Genomic DNA, 18,633 nt, shown 5'->3' with positions numbered 1-18,633 from the left:
GCTCTAGGAGAAACCATGCGTACGGTGAGCGCGGCCGAGACGGCCCCCACCCTTCATCCCTGGCTGGTCCACGCGTCCGGGCTGCGGGTCCGGGCCGGGCGGCACCTGGCCGTCGACGGTCTGGACCTGGCCCTGCCGACCGGCGTCCACGGCCTGCTCGGCCCGAACGGAGCCGGCAAGACGACGCTGATGCGCGCGCTGTCGACCGTCGTCGAACCGGCCGGCGGGACGCTGACGCTGCTCGGCAAGCCGGTCGACGGCCGGGCCGACCTGCGCGAGGTCCGCCGCGGGCTCGGATACCTCCCGCAGCAGTTCGGCTTCTACCCGCGGTTCACCGTGCGCGAGTTCGTCGAGTACCTGGCCTGGCTCAAGGAGATGCCCAAGGCCGCGATCCCCGACGCCGTCCAGCGGGCCATCGACCGGGTCGGGCTCACCGACCGGGCCGGCCACCGGATGAAGACGCTGTCCGGCGGCATGCTGCGCCGGGCCGGCATCGCCCAGGCGATCGTCAACGACCCCGACCTGCTGCTGCTCGACGAGCCCACGGTCGGGCTCGACCCGGAACAGCGCCTCGATTTCCGCGACCTCCTGCGTGACCTGGGCACCGACAGCTGCGTGCTCGTCTCCACCCATCTCGTCGAGGACGTCGTCGCCGCCTGCTCGGACGTCGTCCTGATGAACGAAGGGAAGCTGGTGTTCCACGGGACGCCCGACGACCTGGTCGCCCGCGGCGGCGACGCCGACGCCGGGGACAGCCCGGCGGAGCGTGGCTACTCGGCGCTGCTGCGCAAGCACCGGGAGGGCGCGTGATCCGGGTCGTCGGAATGGAGCTCCGGCGGTCGTCCGCGCTCGGCGCGGCTCTGCTGATCGCGCTCGCGGGCCTGGTGACGCTCTACGCGACACCCCAGCGGTGGTCGACCGGCTGGATGTCGCTGGCCATGACCCAGCGAGAGTACCTGTCCCTGCTCTCGCCGCTCGCGATGGCCGCCGGGGCCTGGCAGTCCTATCGCGAGCACCGGGCGAAGGTCGCCGAGCTGTTCCGCAGCGTGCCCCGGCCGCAGCCGCAGCGGATCGTGCCGATCCTGGCCGCGACCGGGGTCGCGGTCGCGCTCGCGTACCTGGTGTCCCTGGCCGGGGCGCTGCCCCGGATCGCCGGCGGATACCTCCCGGGAGCGGTGGTCGCGGTCACCGCGGTCGGGCTCGTCGCGATGATCGCGTCGGTCTGGATCGGGCTGGCCGTCGGACGTCTGGTGCCCGCGCTCGCGACCGCGCCGGCGATCGCCGTCGCCGACTTCGCGCTGCAGGTCTTCGCGCCGCACGCGTTCGACGACCCGGGGCTCTTCGCCGCGTTCTCGCCGAGCATGGGCATGAGCCAGTTCAGCGCCTACGACACGGTGGCCGGCGCGGTCAGCGTCGCTCAGGCGGTGTGGGTGACGGCGCTCGCGGTGGCCGCGGTCGTGCTCCTGGCGGCCCGTCGTCGTCGGACCGGCCTCGCCGCGCTGCTGCCGCTTGCGGTCGGTGCGGCGGCGACCCTCCTGGTGGTACCGACGGGCGACGAGTACGACAAGGGGATCGTCGACCCGGTGGCGCAGCAGTTGGTGTGCGACGGCCCGGTGTGCGTGAGCCGGGTCCACGCCCCGCTGCTGCCCTCGGTGGAGCCGAGGGCGCGGCACGCGCTGGGGCTGCTGGCGTCCGTGCCCGGAGTACGCGTGACCTCGGCCCACGAGGACACGTCGACCGTGTTCCCGCCCACCGAGCCGGAGTTCCGGGCCGACACCGCGCTGATGGAGGTCGCCGCCGACGCGCACGGCGGCCTCGCCCATCCGGCTCGGCTCGAAACGTCGCTGATCACGAGCGCCTTCGTCGGCCCGTCGGACTGCTTGACGACCGTGAACAACTACCTGGCGGCGCACGCCGTCGCCTTCTGGCTGCTGGGATCCGACGCCGGGCTCGGCTTCGGAGATCCGGAGGCGGTCGCGATCTGGAAGCGTCTGCGGGACGCGCCGGACGCCGCCGCACGGGTCTCGGCCGCCTACCGCGCGGCGCAGGAGTGCCGGGACGCGGCCGCCGTGCTGGGCGTCCGATGAGGTGGGTGACGCTCTACGCGCGCTCCCGGCGGGTGCCGGCCGCGGTCGCCGCGGCGGCCGGGGTGACGGGGGTGACCTGGGTCTTCGGCGGCCCCGGCGGGATCAACCGGACGGCGCTGGTGCTGACCGTGCTGGTGCTGGTCGCGGTGGTCACGGCCACGCTGAGCGGCCCGGACGACAGCCTCGACCGCACCGCGGCTCGTCCGTGGGGGTGGTTGCGGGCGTCGCACCTGGTGGCCGCTCTGCTGCTGGTGCTCGTGGTGCTGACCCCGGGCCCGGTCCGGCCGGTCGTCCGCGATGCGGCCGGTCTGCTCGGGCTCACCGCCCTCGGAGCGTCGACGGTCGGCACCGGCCGCTCCTGGTTCCTGCCGCTCGGGTGGACGCTCGGCGCGACGATCTTCCCGGCCGACGGAGTGCTCGGAGAGGTGCTGACCTGGCCGACGCAGGGAGGTCCGAGCCGCCCGGCGGACCTGGTGGCCGGTGGGTTGGCCCTCGCGGGCTTCGTGGCCTACGTCGGCCGGGGGCCGCGTGGTAGTTCATGGTCATGAGCCTCGACCCGGTTGAGCTGTTCCACGACGTCGCCGAACTTCGGCGCGGCCGAGCGCAGCCCGCTGGCCGTGGGGGTACCGGATCCTGGTCGCGACGCCGGGCGACGTGATGGACGAGATTGCCTGATCTTCACCGCGGACGGGGACCGGCTGCTCGACGTGACCGCGGTGAACAGCGAGTTCGCGCACTACGTGCCGCCGGCTCGGCAGGTGCCGGAGGTGCACGTCCGCACGGTCGGGGATCCGGACAACTTCCCGGTCGGCGTCAAGCACCGCTACTCGCGCTGAGCCCGTCCGGCGCGCCCGTCGACTGTCCGTCATGGAGGGTGGGGGCGACTTCTGGGGGATGGGCGAGCGATGAGCGACGTCTCGAAGCCGGTCCGGCGCGCGCTCGATCGGGACGAGCTGCTGATGATGGCGATCGACGCCGACGAGGCGGTGGGAATCGTCCGGCAGCGGGAGACGCTGGCCCTCCTCGCGAAGGACGAGAAGAGCCTGTTCTCGACCGCACTCGACCACCACCTCGCGGTAGCCACCAGCGACGAGGAATGGGCCGCGCGGGCCCAGGCGTGGAGATACGCGGGCGTGATCGTGCGCTTCTGCGACCTGGTCGGCATCCCGGTCGAGAAGCCCGACCGGGCGAAGGACTTCCACGCCCGCTCGTTGAGCGCGCTCCGCGATCCCGACGGTGGTGCGGACGACCCGGCCCTCGATCTCATGCTCCACACGTTCAACCGGTACGCGACCGCCCGCGATCTCCGGCTCGCCGACGACCTCGAGGACGCGGTCGCGATGGCCTGGGTGTCCGAGGAGGATCTGCACGGCACCGGGGCCGAGCCCTACCTGGCTCACCTGATGTTCGAGATCGCGGCGGTCATGATCCAGGCCGGTCAGGCCGGCCACGTCGAGCGGGTGCTCGGGGAGTTCGACGGGTACTGGTCCGACACCCGGGCGGCGGGATACTCGACCCGCTACCACTTCGACTTCGGAGTGGCGCTGGCGCTGTGGGAGGCCGGCGACGCCCACGCCGCCGACCGGCTCGATGACGCTCTCCGCCGCGTCCGCGAAGACCACGACGAGGTGCCGACGTCGGACCGCGAGCTGCAGCGGCTCTCGGTGATCCTCGCCGTCGCTGAACATCTGGCCGAGCACGCCGTCTCACCGGCCGATCACCGGCGAGCAACCGAGCTGGGGCACCAGGCTCTCGACATCGCCGAGGAGGTGCGTGGCCGCTGGCGGGTCATCGCCCGGTCACGGGCGCCGCTCGCCGTCGTCTTCCATCGCGTCTACGGCGACATCGCGCTGCTCGCTGCCGGTCTGGGCGGGCAGCGGGCCGCTGAGCTCGGGCTACGGGTCGCACTGTCGGCGAAACAGACCGGGTTCGCCGCGCGCATCCGGTCCGGTCGCCAGCTCCTGAGCCCGAAGATCGAGGGGATCATCCAGGCCATCGTCGACCTGGAGGACCGCGAGGAGTCCGACGAGACCCGGGTGCGTCTGGAGAAGCGGAGATTCGAGCTCGCGCAGGCCGTCTCACCGATGCTGGCCGACACGGTGATCCCGCCGCCGACCGACCTGACCACGGTCTTCGACTTGATCGGCACCCGGCACGCGGTGGACTTCCACGAACTCCCCGACTCGCTCTCCGACGAGCCCAACCTGTTCCGCACGCTCGTGCGTCCCGGACGGCGGGTGACGTTCGAACGGTTCGTCCCGGACACCTTCCACCGGAAGTTCTTTCAACGGGCCCGCACCCACGAGGACCTGGCACAGCTGCTGGACGACGTGGTCGAGCAACGCCTCGCGAAAGAGGATCCGTGCCGCGCCGGGACGGCCGCCCGGCCCGTCGCGGACGACCTGAGCGAGTTCGACTGGCTGACGCTCGCCGACAGCGTCCTGCCGGCTGAGCTCCGGGCCGACCTGCGCACCGAGCGGAGCCGGCCGGTCGAACTCCTGATCTCCGCGCACTCGTGGCTGTGTCTGGTTCCGTGGCCGGCGCTCGAGGTCGCCGAGCCGACTGGCGGGCGTGTCCGCCTCGTGGAGCGGGCCGTCGTGACCCAGACGCCGGTGTTCACCTGCCTTCAGCACCCGCGACCGGCCCCGGTCACCGGCCGCGCCCTGATCCGGCTGGTCGGCCGGGACGAACACGGCGTCGACGTGCGCAAGGAACGGGCGGCCTGGAAGCTGGACAGGAAGAGCACCGCCGGCGTCCCGCTCAGTGCCTGCGACGTCATCGGCGCGGAACCGCCCGTGCCGTGGCCGGGTTCGTTCGCGGACGCGAGCAGGAGCGGGGACGACTGGGGGTTCCTCCACATCGCCGCCCACGGGGAAGGCCGGGAGCTGGAGCAGCGTCTCGAGATCCCCGGTGACTCGCTCTCGTTCGCCCGGGCGCTCAGCCTCCAGTGGCCGGGCTCCGTGCTGATGGCCTCGTGTCACGTCGGACAGGTCATCAACCACGCCTCGGCCGAGCCCCTCAACCTGGTGATGGCGCTGCTCACCGGCGGTGCGCGGTGCGTCGTCGCCGGCATGACGTCGGTCGACGACCGGGGTACCAGCGAGGTGGCCGCCAAGGTCGTGGAGAAGATCCGGAGCGGGCCGGTCGCGCTCGACGTCGCGCTGCACGAAGCGCAGCGGGAGGCGTCGCGCGGTCTCGAACGCAAGTGGGCGCTACTCGCGGCCTACGTCCAGTGACTGCCGTCTCAGGGCCGCGCTGATCGCCCGGTCCACCGGGTCTTCGCGACCGCCCTGCTGCCAGTAGCGGCCCAGCTCGGGCCACTCGCGACGCCAGTCGAGGTAGCCGTGGGCGTCGCCGGTGAGCGACCGCAACGCCATGACCGATTGGATGAACAGCGGCAACGTGGCGCTGCCGATCATGTTGCCGCGCACCCGCTGGGAGCTCCTGGTCTCGGGCGCCAGCCAGGCCGAGAGCGCCCCGACCGCCGCACCGTCCAGCGGATCCACCGCGAGACAGGGATCGAACGGCGCGGTGGCGGGAAGCGAGTGTCCGGGGACGAGCAGCGCGAAGTTGAGGCGTAGCTGGACCAGGCCGATGCTCTCCATCGCCGGGCAGAGCGCGAGGGCGATGAGCGCCGCCCTGGCACACATGATGCCCGGGTTGCGGAAGCCGGTCACCAACGCCATCCGGTCCTCGGTCACCTCGTGGACGAGGCCGTACTCGTCCCTGATCTTCGCGGCCGCGGCGAGGGCGCGGGCACCGGTCTCGGCCGCTTCCTCCACGTCCGGGTAGATGACCTGGACGCGTCGCTCCTCCTCCTCGACCGGAGCGTCGGGGGACTCCTCGGCCCATTTGCCGATCACGCGCTCCGCGGTCCGGCAGGCGGTTCCGGTCTCGGCCAGCGCCAGCTGCAGCAGCACCTCGTCGAGCGCGATGACGAAACGGGTGCGCTCCGGCACCGTGCCGAGGGCGTCGAGGTAGGTCCGGTACCTCCTCTTCGCTTCGCGGTGGTAGATCCAGGCTTCGTCGTAGCTCAGCGGCGTGTCCCGTTTGGACTCAGCCAGTGCCTGGGCGCGGATCGCGCCGAGGGCCCGAGGCGCGAACTCGGGCCAGACCAGACCCCTGGCCGCGTTCCCGAGGCGCCGGACCTGGCCGTGAGCCGCTTCGCTGTCCGCGCGCTCGGGGCCGGCAGGCAGCTCGTCGTACGAGGCGACGATCCGTTGGACCGCGTTCCAGCTCGCCTCGTAGATCAGCCAGCCCATCAGCGGCAGACGCTCCCGGAGCGACTCGGGCGGGAGCTGGGGCCGCGGCCGGACGGTGAGCTGGGCCCGATAGGCCTTCACGTCGGTCTCGATCCGGTCGACGAGGTCCCCGAGTGGTCACGCAGCTCGGCGCCGTCCATCATGCTGTGTCCTTTCTCTCCGGCGGGGCGTCCGTCAAGGCATGACGGACGCAGGGGGTGCGTCGATGGGGGATCTGACGATGATGACGGCAGAGCAACTGACGGATCTGTGCCGGGGGATCCGGCGCCGCGGGGCGGCGTCCGGACCGCCGCCGGGCAGCCCGGAGGTGGACGGGGCGCTGGTCGACCGCCTGGAGGCCGACGTCCGTGAATACCGGTCGGCGTACTACCACAAACCGGTGCCTCAGTTGCCGCCGGAACCGTTGCGTGAGCTCCTGCCGCTGATGGGCTGGCTCGTCTACGAGGCGTCGCTCGACCGGCTCTGGGACGTGAAGCCGCGGTCCGGCGTCTCTCCCGACGGCGAGGACGACGAGTCGATGGCCGCGGCGACGCTGGTCCGGCGCCTGGCCAACCTGGCCCGGATGCTCGTCTGGCCGGAATACGCTCCGCGCGCCCTCGGTGCCATCCGTGCGCAGGCCCTGGTCGAGTCGAAACGCGACGACGAGGCCGGCTACGACGCCGCCTGGATCTACCACCGCGAGGCCGAGCAGAAGTACCGGATCTACCTCGACACGCTCGGCCAGGGGCGGGAGCGGGCCCGGGCCGTGCTGGACCTCGACGAAGTCCGGCTCCAGCTCGACCTGGCCGCGACCGGAACGGCCTGCCGGACCGCCGAGCGGGTGATCGGACGGTGGGACCAGGACTTCGAGCCGCTCTACGGCAGCCGGAGCAAAGACGAGCAGGCGCGCTGGACCCAGAAGATGTTCGACCAGCTCATCGACGGTTTCGAGACCGGCAGGCGGGCTGTCGCGGCCGGTGAGCGGATCAGGGAGGAGCACGGGCTCGCCCATCAGGTCTCCGAGAAGCGGCTGATCCTCGTCACCGGCCTGCGCAACCCGGCGATCATGACGTGCCGGGCCCTCCTGCTCGCCTACTCCCTCTGCCCGGCCATGGACGACGCCGGCCGGACCCCGGTCGGCGCGCAGACCTGGGCGGACTACCAGGCCGAGCTGCTCGGCCAGTTCAACGAGCCGTTCACCGCGCTGTGCCGGCCCGTGCAGAAGCCGGACGGGGCCGACTGGCCGCTGAACAAGGATCACCGCCGCTCCCTCGTGCAGCTGTGCCTATACCTGGGCCTGGTCACCCCGCGGCACGAGTTGCCGTGCCCGGTCGTCGTCGACGACTCGCTCACGCTGCACGTCCTCGACGACGACGCGGTCGAGGCGATGTCGGCCTGGCTGGCCGCCGAGGTCGACGGCGGGCAGCGCGGTGACGCGAACACGATCGGTACCGCGTCGATGCCCGCGTTCGTGAAGGCCGTCGAAGCCTGCCGGCACGATCCGGGCGCCGCGAGCGACTACCGGAAGTGGCGGCTCCGCTGGCCGCAGCTCGACCGCTACGCGGCCGAGCCGGGCCGGGCGGAGCGGATCACCGAGATCCTCCGCGAAACGGCCTAGTTGCCCACGTCGAGCATCGCCATCATCGCGGTCGGGTAGCGGTCTCCGCGGGCCGATCCGCGCGGCACCGCCTGCTCGATCTCGGCCAGCTCCTCGGCCCCCAGCGACACCGACACCGCGCCCAGCGCCTCGGTCAGCCGCTCCCGGGTCCGCGCCCCGATCAGCGGCACGATCTCCGGACCCTGGGCCAGCACCCAGGCGATCGCCAGCTGGGCGACCGTGCACCCCTTCGCCGACGCGATGCGCCGCAGGGCGTCCACCAGAGTGAGGTTGTGGCCGAGGTTCTCGGCCGCGAAGCGCGGCTGCATGGCCCGGCCGTCACCGGCGGCCGGCGCGCCACCGGACCAGTGGCCGGAGATCAGACCGCGGGACAGGACGCCGTAGGCGGTCATGCCGATCCCCAGCTCGCGCAGCGTGGGCAGCACCGACTCCTCGACCGCCCGGGAGATGATCGAGTACTCGATCTGCAGATCGCTGATCGGGTGCACCGCGTGCGCCCGGCGGATCGTCTCCGACCCCACCTCGGAGAGCCCGATCCGGCGGACGAATCCCGCGTCGACCATCTCCTTGATCGCGCCGACCGTGTCCTCGATCGGGACGTCCGGGTCCAGCCGGGCCGGACGGTAGACGTCGACGTAGTCGACACCGAGGCGGTTGAGCGAGTAGTTCAGGTAGTTCTTCACCGCGGCCGGCCGCCCGTCCATGCCGCCGAACGAGCCGTCCGGACCGCGCAGCGCCCCGAACTTCACGCTCAGCTCGTACTCCGACCGCGGACGGCCCCGCAGCGCCTCGGCCAGCAGCAGCTCGTTGTGCCCGTTGCCGTAGAAGTCGCCGGTGTCCATGAGCGTGATCCCGGCGTCCAGCGCCGCGTGCACGGTCGCGATGCTCTCCGCGCGGTCGGACGGCCCGTAGACGCCCGACATGCCCATCGCACCCAGGCCCAGTGTTTTCGTCATGTCCGCAAGCCTGCTCCCGGGAGCGCGAACCCGGCAGCGGAGCGCTCATCGTGGGAGCGCCGCTCCCTGGATACTCTGCGGCCACCCAGCACGATGAAGAGCATGCAGCGTGACCAGCTCGCCGACTTCCTGCGCCGCCGTCGCGAGGCGATCCACCCGGCCGACGTCGGCATCGCCGACGGGCCGCGCCGTCGCACGGCCGGCCTGCGCCGGGAGGAGGTCGCGATGCTCGCCGGGATGTCGGTCGACTACATCGTGCGCCTCGAGCAGGGCCGTAGCAGCCAGCCGTCGACGCAGCTGCTCGGTGCGCTGGCCCGCGCGCTCCGCCTGTCCGACGACGAGCGCGCGTACCTGTTCCACCTGGCCGGCCACCAGCCGCCACCCGCCGACGGCACCGCCCGACTGGCCCGGGCCGGGCTAGTCCGGATGCTCGACCTGCTCGGCGACACCCCCGCGCTGGTGATCTCCGACCTCGGCGAGGTGCTGGCCCAGAACCGCGGCTCGCTGCTGCTGACCGGCGACCTCTCGGCCCGCACCGGCGACCGCCGGTACATGATCTACCGCTGGTTCACCGAGCCCGACACCCGGGCCGTCCACACGTCCGAGGACGCCGAGCACCACGCCCGACAGCTGGTGGCCGACCTCCGGGCCGCGGTCGGCCGCCGGTCCGGCGACCGCGAGGTCGCCGCGCTGGTCGAGCGCCTGCAGGCGCAGAGCGCCGACTTCCGCCGGCTGTGGGCCGACCACGAGGTCGCGGTCCGCCGAGCGGACCGCAAGACGTTCGTGCACCCGCGGGTCGGCCCGATCCTGATGGACTGCGAGACTCTGGTGACGCCTGACCTCGGGCAACAGCTCCTGGTCCTGACGCCGGCCGACGCGGACGCTCGCGAGCGACTGGAGCTCCTGCGCGTCGTCGGCGTCGAGAAGTTCTGACGACGGCCTACAGGAACGCGGACACGACGCCGACGATCATCGCCACGCCCAGCAGGCCGCCGACCGTGTGCCAGAGCCACGGCTGCAGGAACTGGAAGTCGAGCTTGAGCAGCGCGTAGGTGAGCATCAACAGCGTCGCGCTCACGACCGCGCCCCAGAGCGCGACCCGATTCCCCAGGTAGAACGAGAAGCCCTCGATCAGCCCGATGAGGACCAGCCACACTCCGCCGTTGATCGCCGCCTTTCGCATGCGCCCCATCGTGACGCTCGGCCGTCACCGGAGGGAGTTTCGGTCAGCAATGAGTCACTCCACGGTGCCGCCCCGGCCCACGCTCGTCCACTCGACGCGAGCCACCAGGCTGCTGTCGCCGAACACGCGGATCGACGCGATCCCGTCGACCCGGCAGTCCAGCACCACGACGCCCATCGGCTCGCCGCGGAACCACACCCGCGCCGCCGGTTGCCCGTTGGCCACGCACGGATCCATCCGCCAGTCGCCCGGCGCGCCGACCGCGTCGGTCAGCACCGGCGTGCAGGCGGCGATGCCGTCGAACCACGGCCGCCCCGGCATCACCTCGAGCGACGCGTCCGCCCGCAGCACGTCGAGCAGTAGCGACACGTCGGCCTTCTCGAACGCGGCGACGTACGCCTCGAGCTGCTTCCGCGCCTCCGCGCTCCGCGGCTCGACCACGTCCTCCGGACGCGGAGCGACCCGCGCCAGGGTGGCCCGCGCCCGCTGCAACGTGCTCTTCACCGCGCCGATGCTGACGTCGAGCATCGACGCCACCTCGGCCGCCGGAAAAGCCAGGACGTCACGCAGCACCAGCACCGCGCGCTGGGACGGCGTCAGCGTCTGGAGCCCGGCGATCAGCGCGAGCCGCAGGTCGTCGCGGTCGTCGGCGTAGGGCTGGATCCACGGGAGCGCGTCGTCGGCGTCGGCCAGGCCGGACGGCAGCGCCCGGCGCTGCCGTCCCTCCAAGGCCGACAGTGCGACCCGGGTCGCGATCCGGTGCAGCCAGGTCCGGACCGACGAGCGCTGCTCGAACGAGTCCCAGTACCGCCAGGCCCGGACGTAGGTCTCCTGGACCGCGTCCTCGGCGTCGTCCCAGGCCCCGAGCAGCCGGTAGCAGTACCCGACCAGCTCCCGCCGGTGCGGCTCTACCGCAGCGTCGAACGCAGCCACGCGCCCGCCTTCCCGATCGCGTCGTCGGCGACCGCCGAGTTGCCCGCGCCCATCTGGAACGTGTGCAGCTGCCCCGCGAACTCGTCCAGCATGACGTCCACCCCGGCTTCGCGCAGCCGCCCGGTCAGCAGCCGGGCGTCGTCCACCAGGGCTTCGTCCGCACCGACCTGCACGTACGTCGGCGGGAGCCGACGCAGGTCGGCGCGCCCCGGATCCACCTCGGCCGGGTAGTCGGCGCCGGCCAGGTACGCGGCGGCCAGCCCGCGGACGACCTCCCGGCTGAAGAACGGGTCGGTGCCGGCGTCGTAGCCCGGGCCGGAGAACGTGAAGTCGACCCAGGGGGACATCAGCATCAACGCGGCCGGTCCCGCGTCCCGCTCCCGCAGCGCGACCCCGAGCGCCAGCGTGGCCCCGCACGAGTCGCCGACGATCGCCACCCGCCCCGGCAGTCGGCGGAACGCCTCGGTCACCTGATCCAGCTGCGAGGGGAAGACGTGCTCGGGGACCAGCCCGTACTCGACCACGACGGTGGTCAGCCCGGCCGCGAGCGCGAGGTGGCCGAACATCCGCCGGTGCGTCTCGATCGACCCGCTGACGAATCCGCCGCCGTGGATCGCCATCAGCGTCAGGTCGTCCGGCGCGTCCGGCGGGCGCATCGTCAGCGCGGTCTCGAGCCCGGCCGGCTCGGTCGTCAGCGACTCCCATTGCCGGCTCGCGTCGCCCGCGGCCCGCTCCTGCCACAACTCCCGATTCGTATCCATGCCGCTTAGACCGCGCCGGCGACGCGGAAGGAATCGGCTACTGCAGCGGGATTTCCCGACCGTGCTCCTCCGGAGTCCGGGCCGCGAAATACCGACGGTCGGACTCGCTGATCGGCACGTCGTTGATGCTCGCCTCGCGCCGCCGCATCAGGCCGTTCTCGTCGAACTCCCACAGCTCGTTGCCGTAGCTGCGGAACCAGTTGCTCTCGGCGTCGTGCCACTCGTACTGGAAACGCACCGCGATGTGGTCGTCGGTGAACGCCCACAGGCTCTTGCGCAGCACGTAGTCGAGTTCCCTCTCCCACTTCGCGGTGAGGAACTCGACGATCTCGGCGCGGCCGTGCAGGAACTGCGAACGGTTCCGCCACACCGAATCCTCGGTGTAGGCCAGCGAGACCCGGTGCGGGTCCCGGCTGTTCCAGGCGTCCTCGGCCGCCTGGACCTTCTGGGTGGCGGACGCGAGGTCGAACGGAGGAAACGGCGGGCGGGCGTCGGTCATGCGGTCATGCTTACTTCTGGGACATCCCCGCGTCCACCGGGAGCGCCACACCGGTCAGGAATCGACCCGCGTCCGACGCCAGGTACATCAGCGCCTCGCTGATGTCGTCGACGTCGACCCACGGCACCGGCAGCATGTTCATGCCGACGGCGGCCTCGCCGAATTCCTCGCGTGAGATGTCCGGGCCACCGAAGAGCGCCTTCGTCGCCGAGTTCTGGATCATCATCGTGTCGACGTTCGTCGGGTGGATCGTGTTGACCCGGATCTTGTGCGGGGCCAGCTCGTTGGCGAGGCTTCGAGCCAGGCCGATGAGGCCGTGCTTCGCGGCCGAGTAGTGGGCCAGGTTGCTCATGCCCTTGAGGCCGGCGGTGGAGCTGGTGAACGCGATCGAGCCGCCGTCGCCCTGTCGGACCAGGTGCGGGATCGCGGCCTGAGCGGTGAAGAACTGACCGGTCAGGTTGATGTCGATCATCGTGCGCCACATCTCTTCGGTCATCTCGGCGGCCGGCGCGAACGTCGCGATGCCGGCGTTGGAGCTGACCACGTCGACCCGGCCGAGCTGGGCGACGCCCTCGTCGACCGCGGCGATCAGCGCGGCGCGGTCGCGGATGTCGACGGTCGAGGCGACGATCCGGCGGTCCTGGGCCTCGACCGCGCGGACGGTCTCGTCGAGGTCGGCCTTGGTCGCGCCGGGGTAGCCCACGGTCTCGATGTCGTGCGCGATGTCGACCGCGATCACGTCCGCGCCCTCCTGGGCGAACCGGATCGCGTGGTTGCGGCCCTGCCCGCGGGCGGCACCGGTCACGAACAGAACTTTGCCTTCGAAGCGTCCAGCCATGTCGCTTCATCTCCTTTAGCTGCTCACGCCAATTATGACACCGAGTGCAGTTAACAAACTGAGCCGCTGATCACCCTGTCGAACCCCCCGCCCCCGGAGCACAATGCCCGCTGCTGCTCGCGGCGACCGAGGCCGAGCAGTGGCGCGAGCGCGCCGCCTGGGACGGCCCTCCCCGAGACTGAATTGTTAACACCCTCGATATCTATCGAGGAATAGTTCTATACACACTCAGAGCATGGTTCATTACCGGCACATCGTCGTGGGCTCCGGTGGCATCGGCTCGGCCACGGCCTGGTGGCTGGCCGACCGCAGCGGCGGCGACGTCCTGGTGCTCGAGCAATTCGCGCTCGGCCACGAGTTCGGCTCCTCCCAGGACCACTCGCGGATCATCCGCTACGCCTACAACACCGTCGAGTACACCCAGCTCGTCGAGGCCAACTACGCCACCTGGTTCGACGTCGAGCGCCGCAGCGGCGAGCAGCTCGTCTTCAAGACCGGCGGCCTCGACCTGAGCCCCGGCGCGTTCGGCGAAGGACAGATCGCCGCCTACGCGGATGCGCTCGACGCCGTCGGAATCCCGTCCAAAAAGATGGACGCGGCCGAGATCACGAGCAACTGGCCGCAGTGGACGCTCGCCGACGACGTCGTCGGCCTCTACCAGAAAGACGCGGGCGTGCTCGCGATCGGGAAGGCGAACGCGACCCATCGGGCTCTGGCCCGCGAAGCGGGCGCGACCTTCCTGCCGAACACCCCGGTCCGGCGCCTGGTCAGCATCGGGAACCACGTCGAGGTCCACACCGACGAGGACGTCTTCACCGCGGACTCGGTCGCGCTCGCCGCCGGCTCCTGGACCGTGCCGCTGACCGAGACCCTCGGCGTGAGCTTCCCGATCCTGCTCAGCCAGGAGCAGCTCACGTACTTCGCGTCACCGCACCTCGACGAGTTCGCCCGCGACCGCTTCCCGATCTGGATCTGGCACGGCGAGAACGACTGCTACTACGGCCTCCCGGTCTACGGCGCCCAGGGCGTGAAGGCCGGCATCGACATCAGCGGCAAGGTCGTCACCCAGGAGACCCGCACCTGGGACCCCGACCCGGCCCAGCGCGCCCGCCTGACCGGCTGGCTGACCGAGCACCTGCCCCGGGCGGTCGGGCCCGAGCTCTACACGAAGGCGTGCGTCTACGACCTGCCGCCGGACCGCAACTTCATCCTCGACCTGCTGCCCGGACACCCCCGGGTCGCGCTGTTCGTCGGCGCCGGGCACGCGGCGAAGTTCGCCAGCTTCGCCGGTCGCCTGCTGGCCGACCTGGCCGCCGACGGCGGCACGAAGTACCCGATCGACGCGTTCTCGGCCACCCGGGCCGCGCTGACCGATCCCGACTATCCCGTCGACTACCTGTTTGCCGGGCACTAGCTCCAGAGGTGCACGATGACGACGACCCTCACCCCGACCCTCCCCGGCCACGCCTACACCGATCCGGCGGTCTTCGCGCTCGAGGCCGAGCGCATCTTCGGCCGGGAATGGATCTACGTCGCCCGCGGCGACGAACTCACCCCCCGCGGGAAGGTGCTCCGCCGCCGGGTCGGTCCGGAGACCGTCGTCCTGCTGCGCGACCGCAGCGGAACGCTGCGCTGCTACCTCAACGTCTGCCGTCACCGCGGCGCTCAGCTCTGCACCTCCGACGAGCAACCGCTCGGCAACGCGATCCGCTGCCCGTATCACGCCTGGACCTACGCCCACGACGGACGGCTGATCGCCGCGCCCAACTTCGCGGCGATGCCGCCGGAGGACCGCGAGAGATCCGGCCTGCTCCCGGTGCACGTGGTGGAATGGGCGGGCCTGGTCTGGGTCAATCTGGACGATTCTCCGCCGCCGATTTTCGAGCAGTTGACGCCGCAGCTGTCGTACCGATTCGGCGGGTCGCCCTCACGCATCGACCGATGGGGGCTGGAGAACCTCGTCGTCGGGGCCCGGAAGACCTACACGGTGGCCGCCAACTGGAAGCTGATCCAGGAGAACTTCCAGGAGTGCTACCACTGCGGGACGATCCACCCCGAGCTGGTCGACGCGATCCCGGCCTTCGCGCGTACGTCGTCGCTCTCGGCCGGGTACGAGTCGAACGGTTACGGGTTCGCCGAGGGGCTGGACTCGTTCTCGATCACCGGCGAGGCCCGCTACCCGCTGCTGCCGGGGTTGTCGGCGGCCGACGAGCGCCGGTACTTCGGGATGGTGCTGCGGCCGAACTGCTTCCTGTCGCTGCTGCCCGACCACGTGATCGTGCACCGGTTCGAGCCGGTGTCGCCGGAGCTGACCGTGGTGGAGTGCGACTGGCTGTTCGATCGGTCGGTGGCCTCGGCGCCCGGGTTCGATCCGTCGGACACCGTGGAGATCTTCCACCGCGTCAACCAGCAGGACTTCGCCGCGGTCGAGGGTTGTCAGCCGAACATGAGCTCGCGCGCGTACCGCCGCGGCGGGGTGCTGGTTCCGCTGGAGACCGAGACGATCAACGACAACTACTACCGCTGGTACCGCGCGGCGATGAGTCACGAATCGTAGGGCTGCGCAGTCCTTGAGGCATGAGATCTCTGCGGTACGGCCTGGTGTTGCTGGCGGCGCTCGACGGGCTGGTCACGTCGGGCATTTCGACGGGTTTCCGGTGCGCGACGCGGTGGCGGTGGGGACCGGGCTGGGGATCGAGGTGGTGCTGACGATCGCGCTGCTGTTCCTCGCCTACCACCTCCGGACGCGTCAGCTGAGCCCGGCCGCCGCCCCGGGTACCGGGGCGGCAGCCTGAGGGGGGTCGTACCGTCGGGTGGGCGGCCTCGCGGGGTCAGGCCGGCCGCTGGGCGGGCGGCCTGGCGGGGTCAGGCCGTCGGGTGGGCGGCCTCGCCGTAGAACTCGCCGGGGTCGCGGGCCAGCGACGCCTTCACGTGCTCGCTCCACTCGTCGACCACGACCTCGAACCTCCCGGCCTCGATCCCGTCGAGAGCCGCCCGCACCACCTCGGCCGGCGACACCTTCGGACCGTCGTAGTCGGCCATCATGTCGGTGTCGGCCGCGCCGAGGTGGAGCCCGGTGACCAGCGTCCCCCGCGGCGCGAGTTCCAGCCGGATCGAGTTCGTGAGGTTCCAGCTCGCGGCCTTCGCCGCCGCGTACGCCCCGGCCCCGGGGTAGGCGAACCACGACAGCGCGGACAGCACGTTGAGGATCGCCCCACCGCCGTTGTGGGCCAGCGTCGGCGCGAAGGCCCGCACCATGTGCAGGGTTCCGTAGAAGTTCGTGTCGAGCTCCCGCCGGATCGCGTCCAGGTCACCGCCGACGAGGTCGGTCCCGGTGCTGATCCCGGCGTTGTTGACGAGCAGCGTGACGTCGCCGGCGACCGCGGCCGCCGCCTCGATCGACGCCAGGTCGGTGACGTCGACCCGCAGCGTCTCGACGCCGGGGATGTCGATGCTTTCGGGGGTGCGCGCGGTCGCGTAGACCTTCTTGGCGCCGCGTTCCACCAGCTGGGTCGCGAACTGGCGTCCGATGCCCCGGTTGGTGCCGGTGACCAGCGCAATTGCTCCTGAGATCTGCATGTCGGCTACGCTAGAACCTGACGTTGACGTCAGAGGCAAGGGTTGTGGGGAGGGCCACATGCGCATCGGAGAACTGGCCGGCCAGGCGGGCGTGAGCGTCCGGGCGCTGCGCTACTACGAGGAGCAGCAGCTCCTGGCGTCGTCGCGGACGCCCAGCGGGCAGCGGGTCTACCCCGACTCGGCGGTGGAGCGGGTCCGGTTCATCCAGCGTCTCTACGCGGCCGGGCTCTCCAGCAAGGCGATGCTCGAGATCCTGCCGTGCGTCCACACCGGGGACGTGACCCCGCAGCTGCTCGGCCGGTTGACCACCGAGCGCGACCGGATCGACCGCCAGATCGCCGAGCTGACCGACACCCGCGACCGGCTGGACGGCGTGATCGCCTCCGCGATCGCGTACCGCGACGGCAAGGGCTGCGAGGCTCAGAAGAGCGCGAGCTGATCGGGGGATGGTTCGCGCCGGGCCTTGACGCTCCGCGGGTACTTCGGCGGCTCGGGGTCGGGTTCGGGGGGAGGGGTACGACCGGTCAGCGCCCAGAGGGACGGGCCGAGAATGATGCCCCGGGCCGCCAACGCCTGCCGCATGGTGCCGTACGACACCGGGAGACGTGCGGAATCCAGCTCCGGAATCTCCAGATCGGACCGCATCCGCATCAGCCGCCGGTTGAGCTCGACGCGGACCCGGGCCTCGTCGGTGTCGAGGCTCTTCGCCGCCACGTCACCGACCACGGCCCGGACGTCGTCGAAGCCGGCCTCCCACGCGGCCTCGACGGTGCCGAACGCCCCGAGCAGCCGCCCAGCCAGAATCGTGCCGAAGCCGCGGACGCCGGGCAGGTTGTCGGACGGATCCCCGCGCAGCGCGGCCAGATCCCGGTACTGCGCCGGCGCCACGCCGTACAGCTCCTGCAGCATCGCCGGGGTGACCATCACGGCCTCGTCGAGCCCGCCGTTGCGCACCCGCATCACCGCGGTGTGTTCGTCGATCAGCGCGAACGCGTCTCGATCGCTGGTGACCAGCACCGACCGCCACCCGGCCCGCTTGGCTTCGGACGCGGCACTGGCCAGGACGTCGTCGGCCTCGTAACCACGGGGGACCACCGTGCAGAGACCGGTGGCCTTCACCAGATCGGGCGCGGCCGTGATCTGCTCGGCCAGGTCGCCGGCCTTCTCGGGGCGGTGCGCCTTGTACGGCGGGTAGTCCGCCTGCCGGGTGGAGTGCTCCCCACAGTCGAACCCGACGACCACCGCGTCGGGCCGGAGCTTCGCGGTGGCCCGGGCCACGTAACCGACCAGACCTTTGAGTGCCCAGACCGGCCGATCGTCGGAATCGAGCAGCTTCCCCGTCGCCGCCGCGTGGTACGCGCGGTGCAAGAGGCTGTTGCCGTCGAGGACGAGCAACAAAGGAGGGGAAGCCACGCCCACAGGTTAGGCCGCCGGTCCGACATTTGCCGCCGCGTCGCGCGCTGCCCGACCGTGCGGAGTGGAATGCCGATCGGACGAGCGACGGTGACCGAAATCCTGAGGTTCCCTCCGAGGCTCGGGGATCCCGCCGTCGGCGGGATCACGAACTGTTTCCGCCTGTGGACGCTCTGCGAAGCGCGGTTGTCGTGTGCGGAACCGTGCTGAACCGTGCTGACCAGCGCGAATACCGGGGGATACGGCGAAGTGTCGTCGGTGTGTCCACCGCCACGGATAATCGGTTTGCACATCGGCGGTGAGGTCACGTAGATTTCTCAAGGCCCGCAGGGGAGACGGACAAGCACCGGACGCGCAAGCGGCCGGCTGGACGGCCCGCGGGGAAGCAGACGAACTGGTCGGCGAAAGCCGAGTCGTACGACTGCGTCCGGGCGAAGCGGCCGATTTGGCGCCGCGAGATCGACCGGATAACGTAGTAACGCAGGACGCCGAACGAATTAGGGCGGCGGTAAGGCCCCGATAAGG

20 protein-coding genes are annotated in these 18,633 nt (G+C 71.3%); 11 read left to right on the top strand and 9 right to left on the bottom strand.

The window, feature by feature from the left end; translation table 11 throughout:
* The first annotated feature begins 15 nt into the window (after positions 1 to 15).
* The 5 genes from FL583_RS35105 (at position 16) to FL583_RS35085 (ending at position 5,323) form a co-directional block, all read left to right on the top strand.
* On the top strand, positions 16 to 810 hold the full coding sequence (locus FL583_RS35105; protein ID WP_142709207.1) for an ABC transporter ATP-binding protein: 795 nt from the start codon (positions 16 to 18) through the stop codon (positions 808 to 810).
* The gene (locus tag FL583_RS35100; protein WP_142709206.1) at positions 807 to 2,087 is read left to right on the top strand and encodes a hypothetical protein; all 1,281 of its coding nucleotides are present in this window, start codon (positions 807 to 809) and stop codon (positions 2,085 to 2,087) included. The genes FL583_RS35105 and FL583_RS35100 overlap by 4 nt, the downstream gene beginning before the upstream one ends.
* Positions 2,084 to 2,635 (top strand): hypothetical protein, encoded by a 552-nt coding sequence (locus FL583_RS35095; RefSeq protein WP_142709248.1) that lies wholly within the window; start codon positions 2,084 to 2,086, stop codon positions 2,633 to 2,635. The genes FL583_RS35100 and FL583_RS35095 overlap by 4 nt, the downstream gene beginning before the upstream one ends.
* Positions 2,636 to 2,647: 12 nt before the next feature.
* Complete coding sequence (locus tag FL583_RS35090) at positions 2,648 to 2,923, top strand: hypothetical protein (RefSeq protein WP_142709205.1); 276 nt, start codon at positions 2,648 to 2,650, stop codon at positions 2,921 to 2,923.
* 69 nt (positions 2,924 to 2,992) lie between these two features.
* Positions 2,993 to 5,323 carry a CHAT domain-containing protein gene (locus FL583_RS35085; protein WP_142709204.1) on the top strand — a complete coding sequence of 777 codons (2,331 nt, stop codon included), beginning with the start codon at positions 2,993 to 2,995 and terminating at the stop codon, positions 5,321 to 5,323.
* On the opposite strand, the gene FL583_RS35080 is transcribed toward FL583_RS35085, so the two are convergent.
* A complete protein-coding gene (locus FL583_RS35080) occupies positions 5,300 to 6,430 on the bottom strand; it encodes a hypothetical protein (protein ID WP_142709203.1) in 1,131 nt (376 codons plus the stop codon). The two genes, FL583_RS35085 and FL583_RS35080, sit on opposite strands and share 24 nt — an antisense overlap.
* Positions 6,431 to 6,530: 100 nt before the next feature.
* On the opposite strand from FL583_RS35080, the gene FL583_RS35075 reads away from it, so the two are divergent.
* Entirely contained in the window at positions 6,531 to 7,946 is a 1,416-nt protein-coding gene (locus FL583_RS35075; protein ID WP_142709202.1) for a hypothetical protein, read from the top strand.
* On the opposite strand, the gene FL583_RS35070 is transcribed toward FL583_RS35075, so the two are convergent.
* On the bottom strand, positions 7,943 to 8,902 hold the full coding sequence (locus tag FL583_RS35070) for an aldo/keto reductase (RefSeq protein ID WP_142709201.1): 960 nt from the start codon (positions 8,900 to 8,902) through the stop codon (positions 7,943 to 7,945). The two genes, FL583_RS35075 and FL583_RS35070, sit on opposite strands and share 4 nt — an antisense overlap.
* Positions 8,903 to 9,004: 102 nt before the next feature.
* Here FL583_RS35070 and FL583_RS35065 point away from each other — a divergent pair, with 102 nt between their 5' ends.
* Positions 9,005 to 9,835: a helix-turn-helix transcriptional regulator gene (locus tag FL583_RS35065; RefSeq protein WP_142709200.1), complete on the top strand. Its 831-nt coding sequence runs from the start codon at positions 9,005 to 9,007 to the stop codon at positions 9,833 to 9,835.
* Positions 9,836 to 9,842: 7 nt separating this feature from the next.
* Here the strand turns inward: FL583_RS35065 and FL583_RS35060 are convergent, their stop codons facing one another.
* Genes FL583_RS35060 through FL583_RS35040 form a run of 5 tightly spaced genes read right to left on the bottom strand, consistent with a single transcriptional unit; the run spans position 9,843 to position 13,116 of the window.
* Complete coding sequence (locus tag FL583_RS35060) at positions 9,843 to 10,085, bottom strand: hypothetical protein (protein WP_142709199.1); 243 nt, start codon at positions 10,083 to 10,085, stop codon at positions 9,843 to 9,845.
* 54 nt (positions 10,086 to 10,139) lie between these two features.
* Positions 10,140 to 11,018: an RNA polymerase subunit sigma-70 gene (locus FL583_RS35055; protein ID WP_142709198.1), complete on the bottom strand. Its 879-nt coding sequence runs from the start codon at positions 11,016 to 11,018 to the stop codon at positions 10,140 to 10,142.
* Positions 10,994 to 11,779, bottom strand: a complete 786-nt coding sequence (locus tag FL583_RS35050; protein ID WP_142709197.1) for an alpha/beta hydrolase — start codon at positions 11,777 to 11,779, stop codon at positions 10,994 to 10,996. The genes FL583_RS35055 and FL583_RS35050 overlap by 25 nt, the downstream gene beginning before the upstream one ends.
* Positions 11,780 to 11,816: 37 nt before the next feature.
* Positions 11,817 to 12,278: a nuclear transport factor 2 family protein gene (locus FL583_RS35045; protein ID WP_142709196.1), complete on the bottom strand. Its 462-nt coding sequence runs from the start codon at positions 12,276 to 12,278 to the stop codon at positions 11,817 to 11,819.
* Positions 12,279 to 12,288: 10 nt separating this feature from the next.
* Complete coding sequence (locus tag FL583_RS35040) at positions 12,289 to 13,116, bottom strand: mycofactocin-coupled SDR family oxidoreductase (RefSeq protein WP_142709195.1); 828 nt, start codon at positions 13,114 to 13,116, stop codon at positions 12,289 to 12,291.
* 235 nt (positions 13,117 to 13,351) lie between these two features.
* Between FL583_RS35040 and solA the strand changes: the two genes are divergently transcribed.
* The 3 genes from solA to FL583_RS40560 all read left to right on the top strand — a co-directional run bounded on the left by solA (position 13,352) and on the right by FL583_RS40560 (position 15,911).
* Entirely contained in the window at positions 13,352 to 14,530 is a 1,179-nt protein-coding gene (solA, locus tag FL583_RS35035; protein WP_142709194.1) for an N-methyl-L-tryptophan oxidase, read from the top strand.
* Between the two features lie 15 nt (positions 14,531 to 14,545).
* On the top strand, positions 14,546 to 15,673 hold the full coding sequence (locus tag FL583_RS35030; protein ID WP_142709193.1) for an aromatic ring-hydroxylating oxygenase subunit alpha: 1,128 nt from the start codon (positions 14,546 to 14,548) through the stop codon (positions 15,671 to 15,673).
* Positions 15,674 to 15,773: 100 nt separating this feature from the next.
* A complete protein-coding gene (locus tag FL583_RS40560; RefSeq protein ID WP_170324034.1) occupies positions 15,774 to 15,911 on the top strand; it encodes a hypothetical protein in 138 nt (45 codons plus the stop codon).
* 70 nt (positions 15,912 to 15,981) lie between these two features.
* On the opposite strand, the gene FL583_RS35025 is transcribed toward FL583_RS40560, so the two are convergent.
* Complete coding sequence (locus FL583_RS35025) at positions 15,982 to 16,695, bottom strand: SDR family oxidoreductase (RefSeq protein ID WP_142709192.1); 714 nt, start codon at positions 16,693 to 16,695, stop codon at positions 15,982 to 15,984.
* Positions 16,696 to 16,753: 58 nt separating this feature from the next.
* Between FL583_RS35025 and FL583_RS35020 the strand changes: the two genes are divergently transcribed.
* Positions 16,754 to 17,134, top strand: coding sequence for a MerR family transcriptional regulator (locus FL583_RS35020; RefSeq protein WP_142709191.1), 381 nt, complete (start codon positions 16,754 to 16,756; stop codon positions 17,132 to 17,134).
* Here FL583_RS35020 and FL583_RS35015 read toward each other — a convergent pair.
* Positions 17,116 to 18,108, bottom strand: coding sequence for a 5'-3' exonuclease (locus tag FL583_RS35015; RefSeq protein WP_142709190.1), 993 nt, complete (start codon positions 18,106 to 18,108; stop codon positions 17,116 to 17,118). The two genes, FL583_RS35020 and FL583_RS35015, sit on opposite strands and share 19 nt — an antisense overlap.
* Positions 18,109 to 18,633 lie beyond the last annotated feature (525 nt).

Origin of the sequence: Cryptosporangium phraense, assembly GCF_006912135.1 — a bacterium.
Classification (GTDB): domain Bacteria; phylum Actinomycetota; class Actinomycetes; order Mycobacteriales; family Cryptosporangiaceae; genus Cryptosporangium; species Cryptosporangium phraense.
The sequence above is the reverse complement of the archived record's forward strand: the minus strand, read 5'-3'. Positions and strand labels throughout refer to the sequence as shown.

Bases quoted from the DNA above. Each gene is read 5' to 3' on its own strand.
- FL583_RS35030 (WP_142709193.1), top strand. From the start codon at position 14,546: ATGACGACGACCCTCACCCCGACCCTCCCCGGCCACGCCTACACCGAT.
- FL583_RS35065 (WP_142709200.1), top strand. From the start codon at position 9,005: ATGCAGCGTGACCAGCTCGCCGACTTCCTGCGCCGCCGTCGCGAGGCG.
- FL583_RS35070 (WP_142709201.1), bottom strand. From the start codon at position 8,902: ATGACGAAAACACTGGGCCTGGGTGCGATGGGCATGTCGGGCGTCTAC.
- FL583_RS35085 (WP_142709204.1), top strand. From the start codon at position 2,993: ATGAGCGACGTCTCGAAGCCGGTCCGGCGCGCGCTCGATCGGGACGAG.
- FL583_RS35045 (WP_142709196.1), bottom strand. From the start codon at position 12,278: ATGACCGACGCCCGCCCGCCGTTTCCTCCGTTCGACCTCGCGTCCGCC.
- FL583_RS35060 (WP_142709199.1), bottom strand. From the start codon at position 10,085: ATGCGAAAGGCGGCGATCAACGGCGGAGTGTGGCTGGTCCTCATCGGG.
- FL583_RS35050 (WP_142709197.1), bottom strand. From the start codon at position 11,779: ATGGATACGAATCGGGAGTTGTGGCAGGAGCGGGCCGCGGGCGACGCG.
- FL583_RS35020 (WP_142709191.1), top strand. From the start codon at position 16,754: ATGCGCATCGGAGAACTGGCCGGCCAGGCGGGCGTGAGCGTCCGGGCG.
- FL583_RS35025 (WP_142709192.1), bottom strand. From the start codon at position 16,695: ATGCAGATCTCAGGAGCAATTGCGCTGGTCACCGGCACCAACCGGGGC.
- FL583_RS35105 (WP_142709207.1), top strand. From the start codon at position 16: ATGCGTACGGTGAGCGCGGCCGAGACGGCCCCCACCCTTCATCCCTGG.
- FL583_RS35075 (WP_142709202.1), top strand. From the start codon at position 6,531: ATGACGGACGCAGGGGGTGCGTCGATGGGGGATCTGACGATGATGACG.
- FL583_RS35040 (WP_142709195.1), bottom strand. From the start codon at position 13,116: ATGGCTGGACGCTTCGAAGGCAAAGTTCTGTTCGTGACCGGTGCCGCC.
- solA (WP_142709194.1), top strand. From the start codon at position 13,352: ATGGTTCATTACCGGCACATCGTCGTGGGCTCCGGTGGCATCGGCTCG.
- FL583_RS35095 (WP_142709248.1), top strand. From the start codon at position 2,084: ATGAGGTGGGTGACGCTCTACGCGCGCTCCCGGCGGGTGCCGGCCGCG.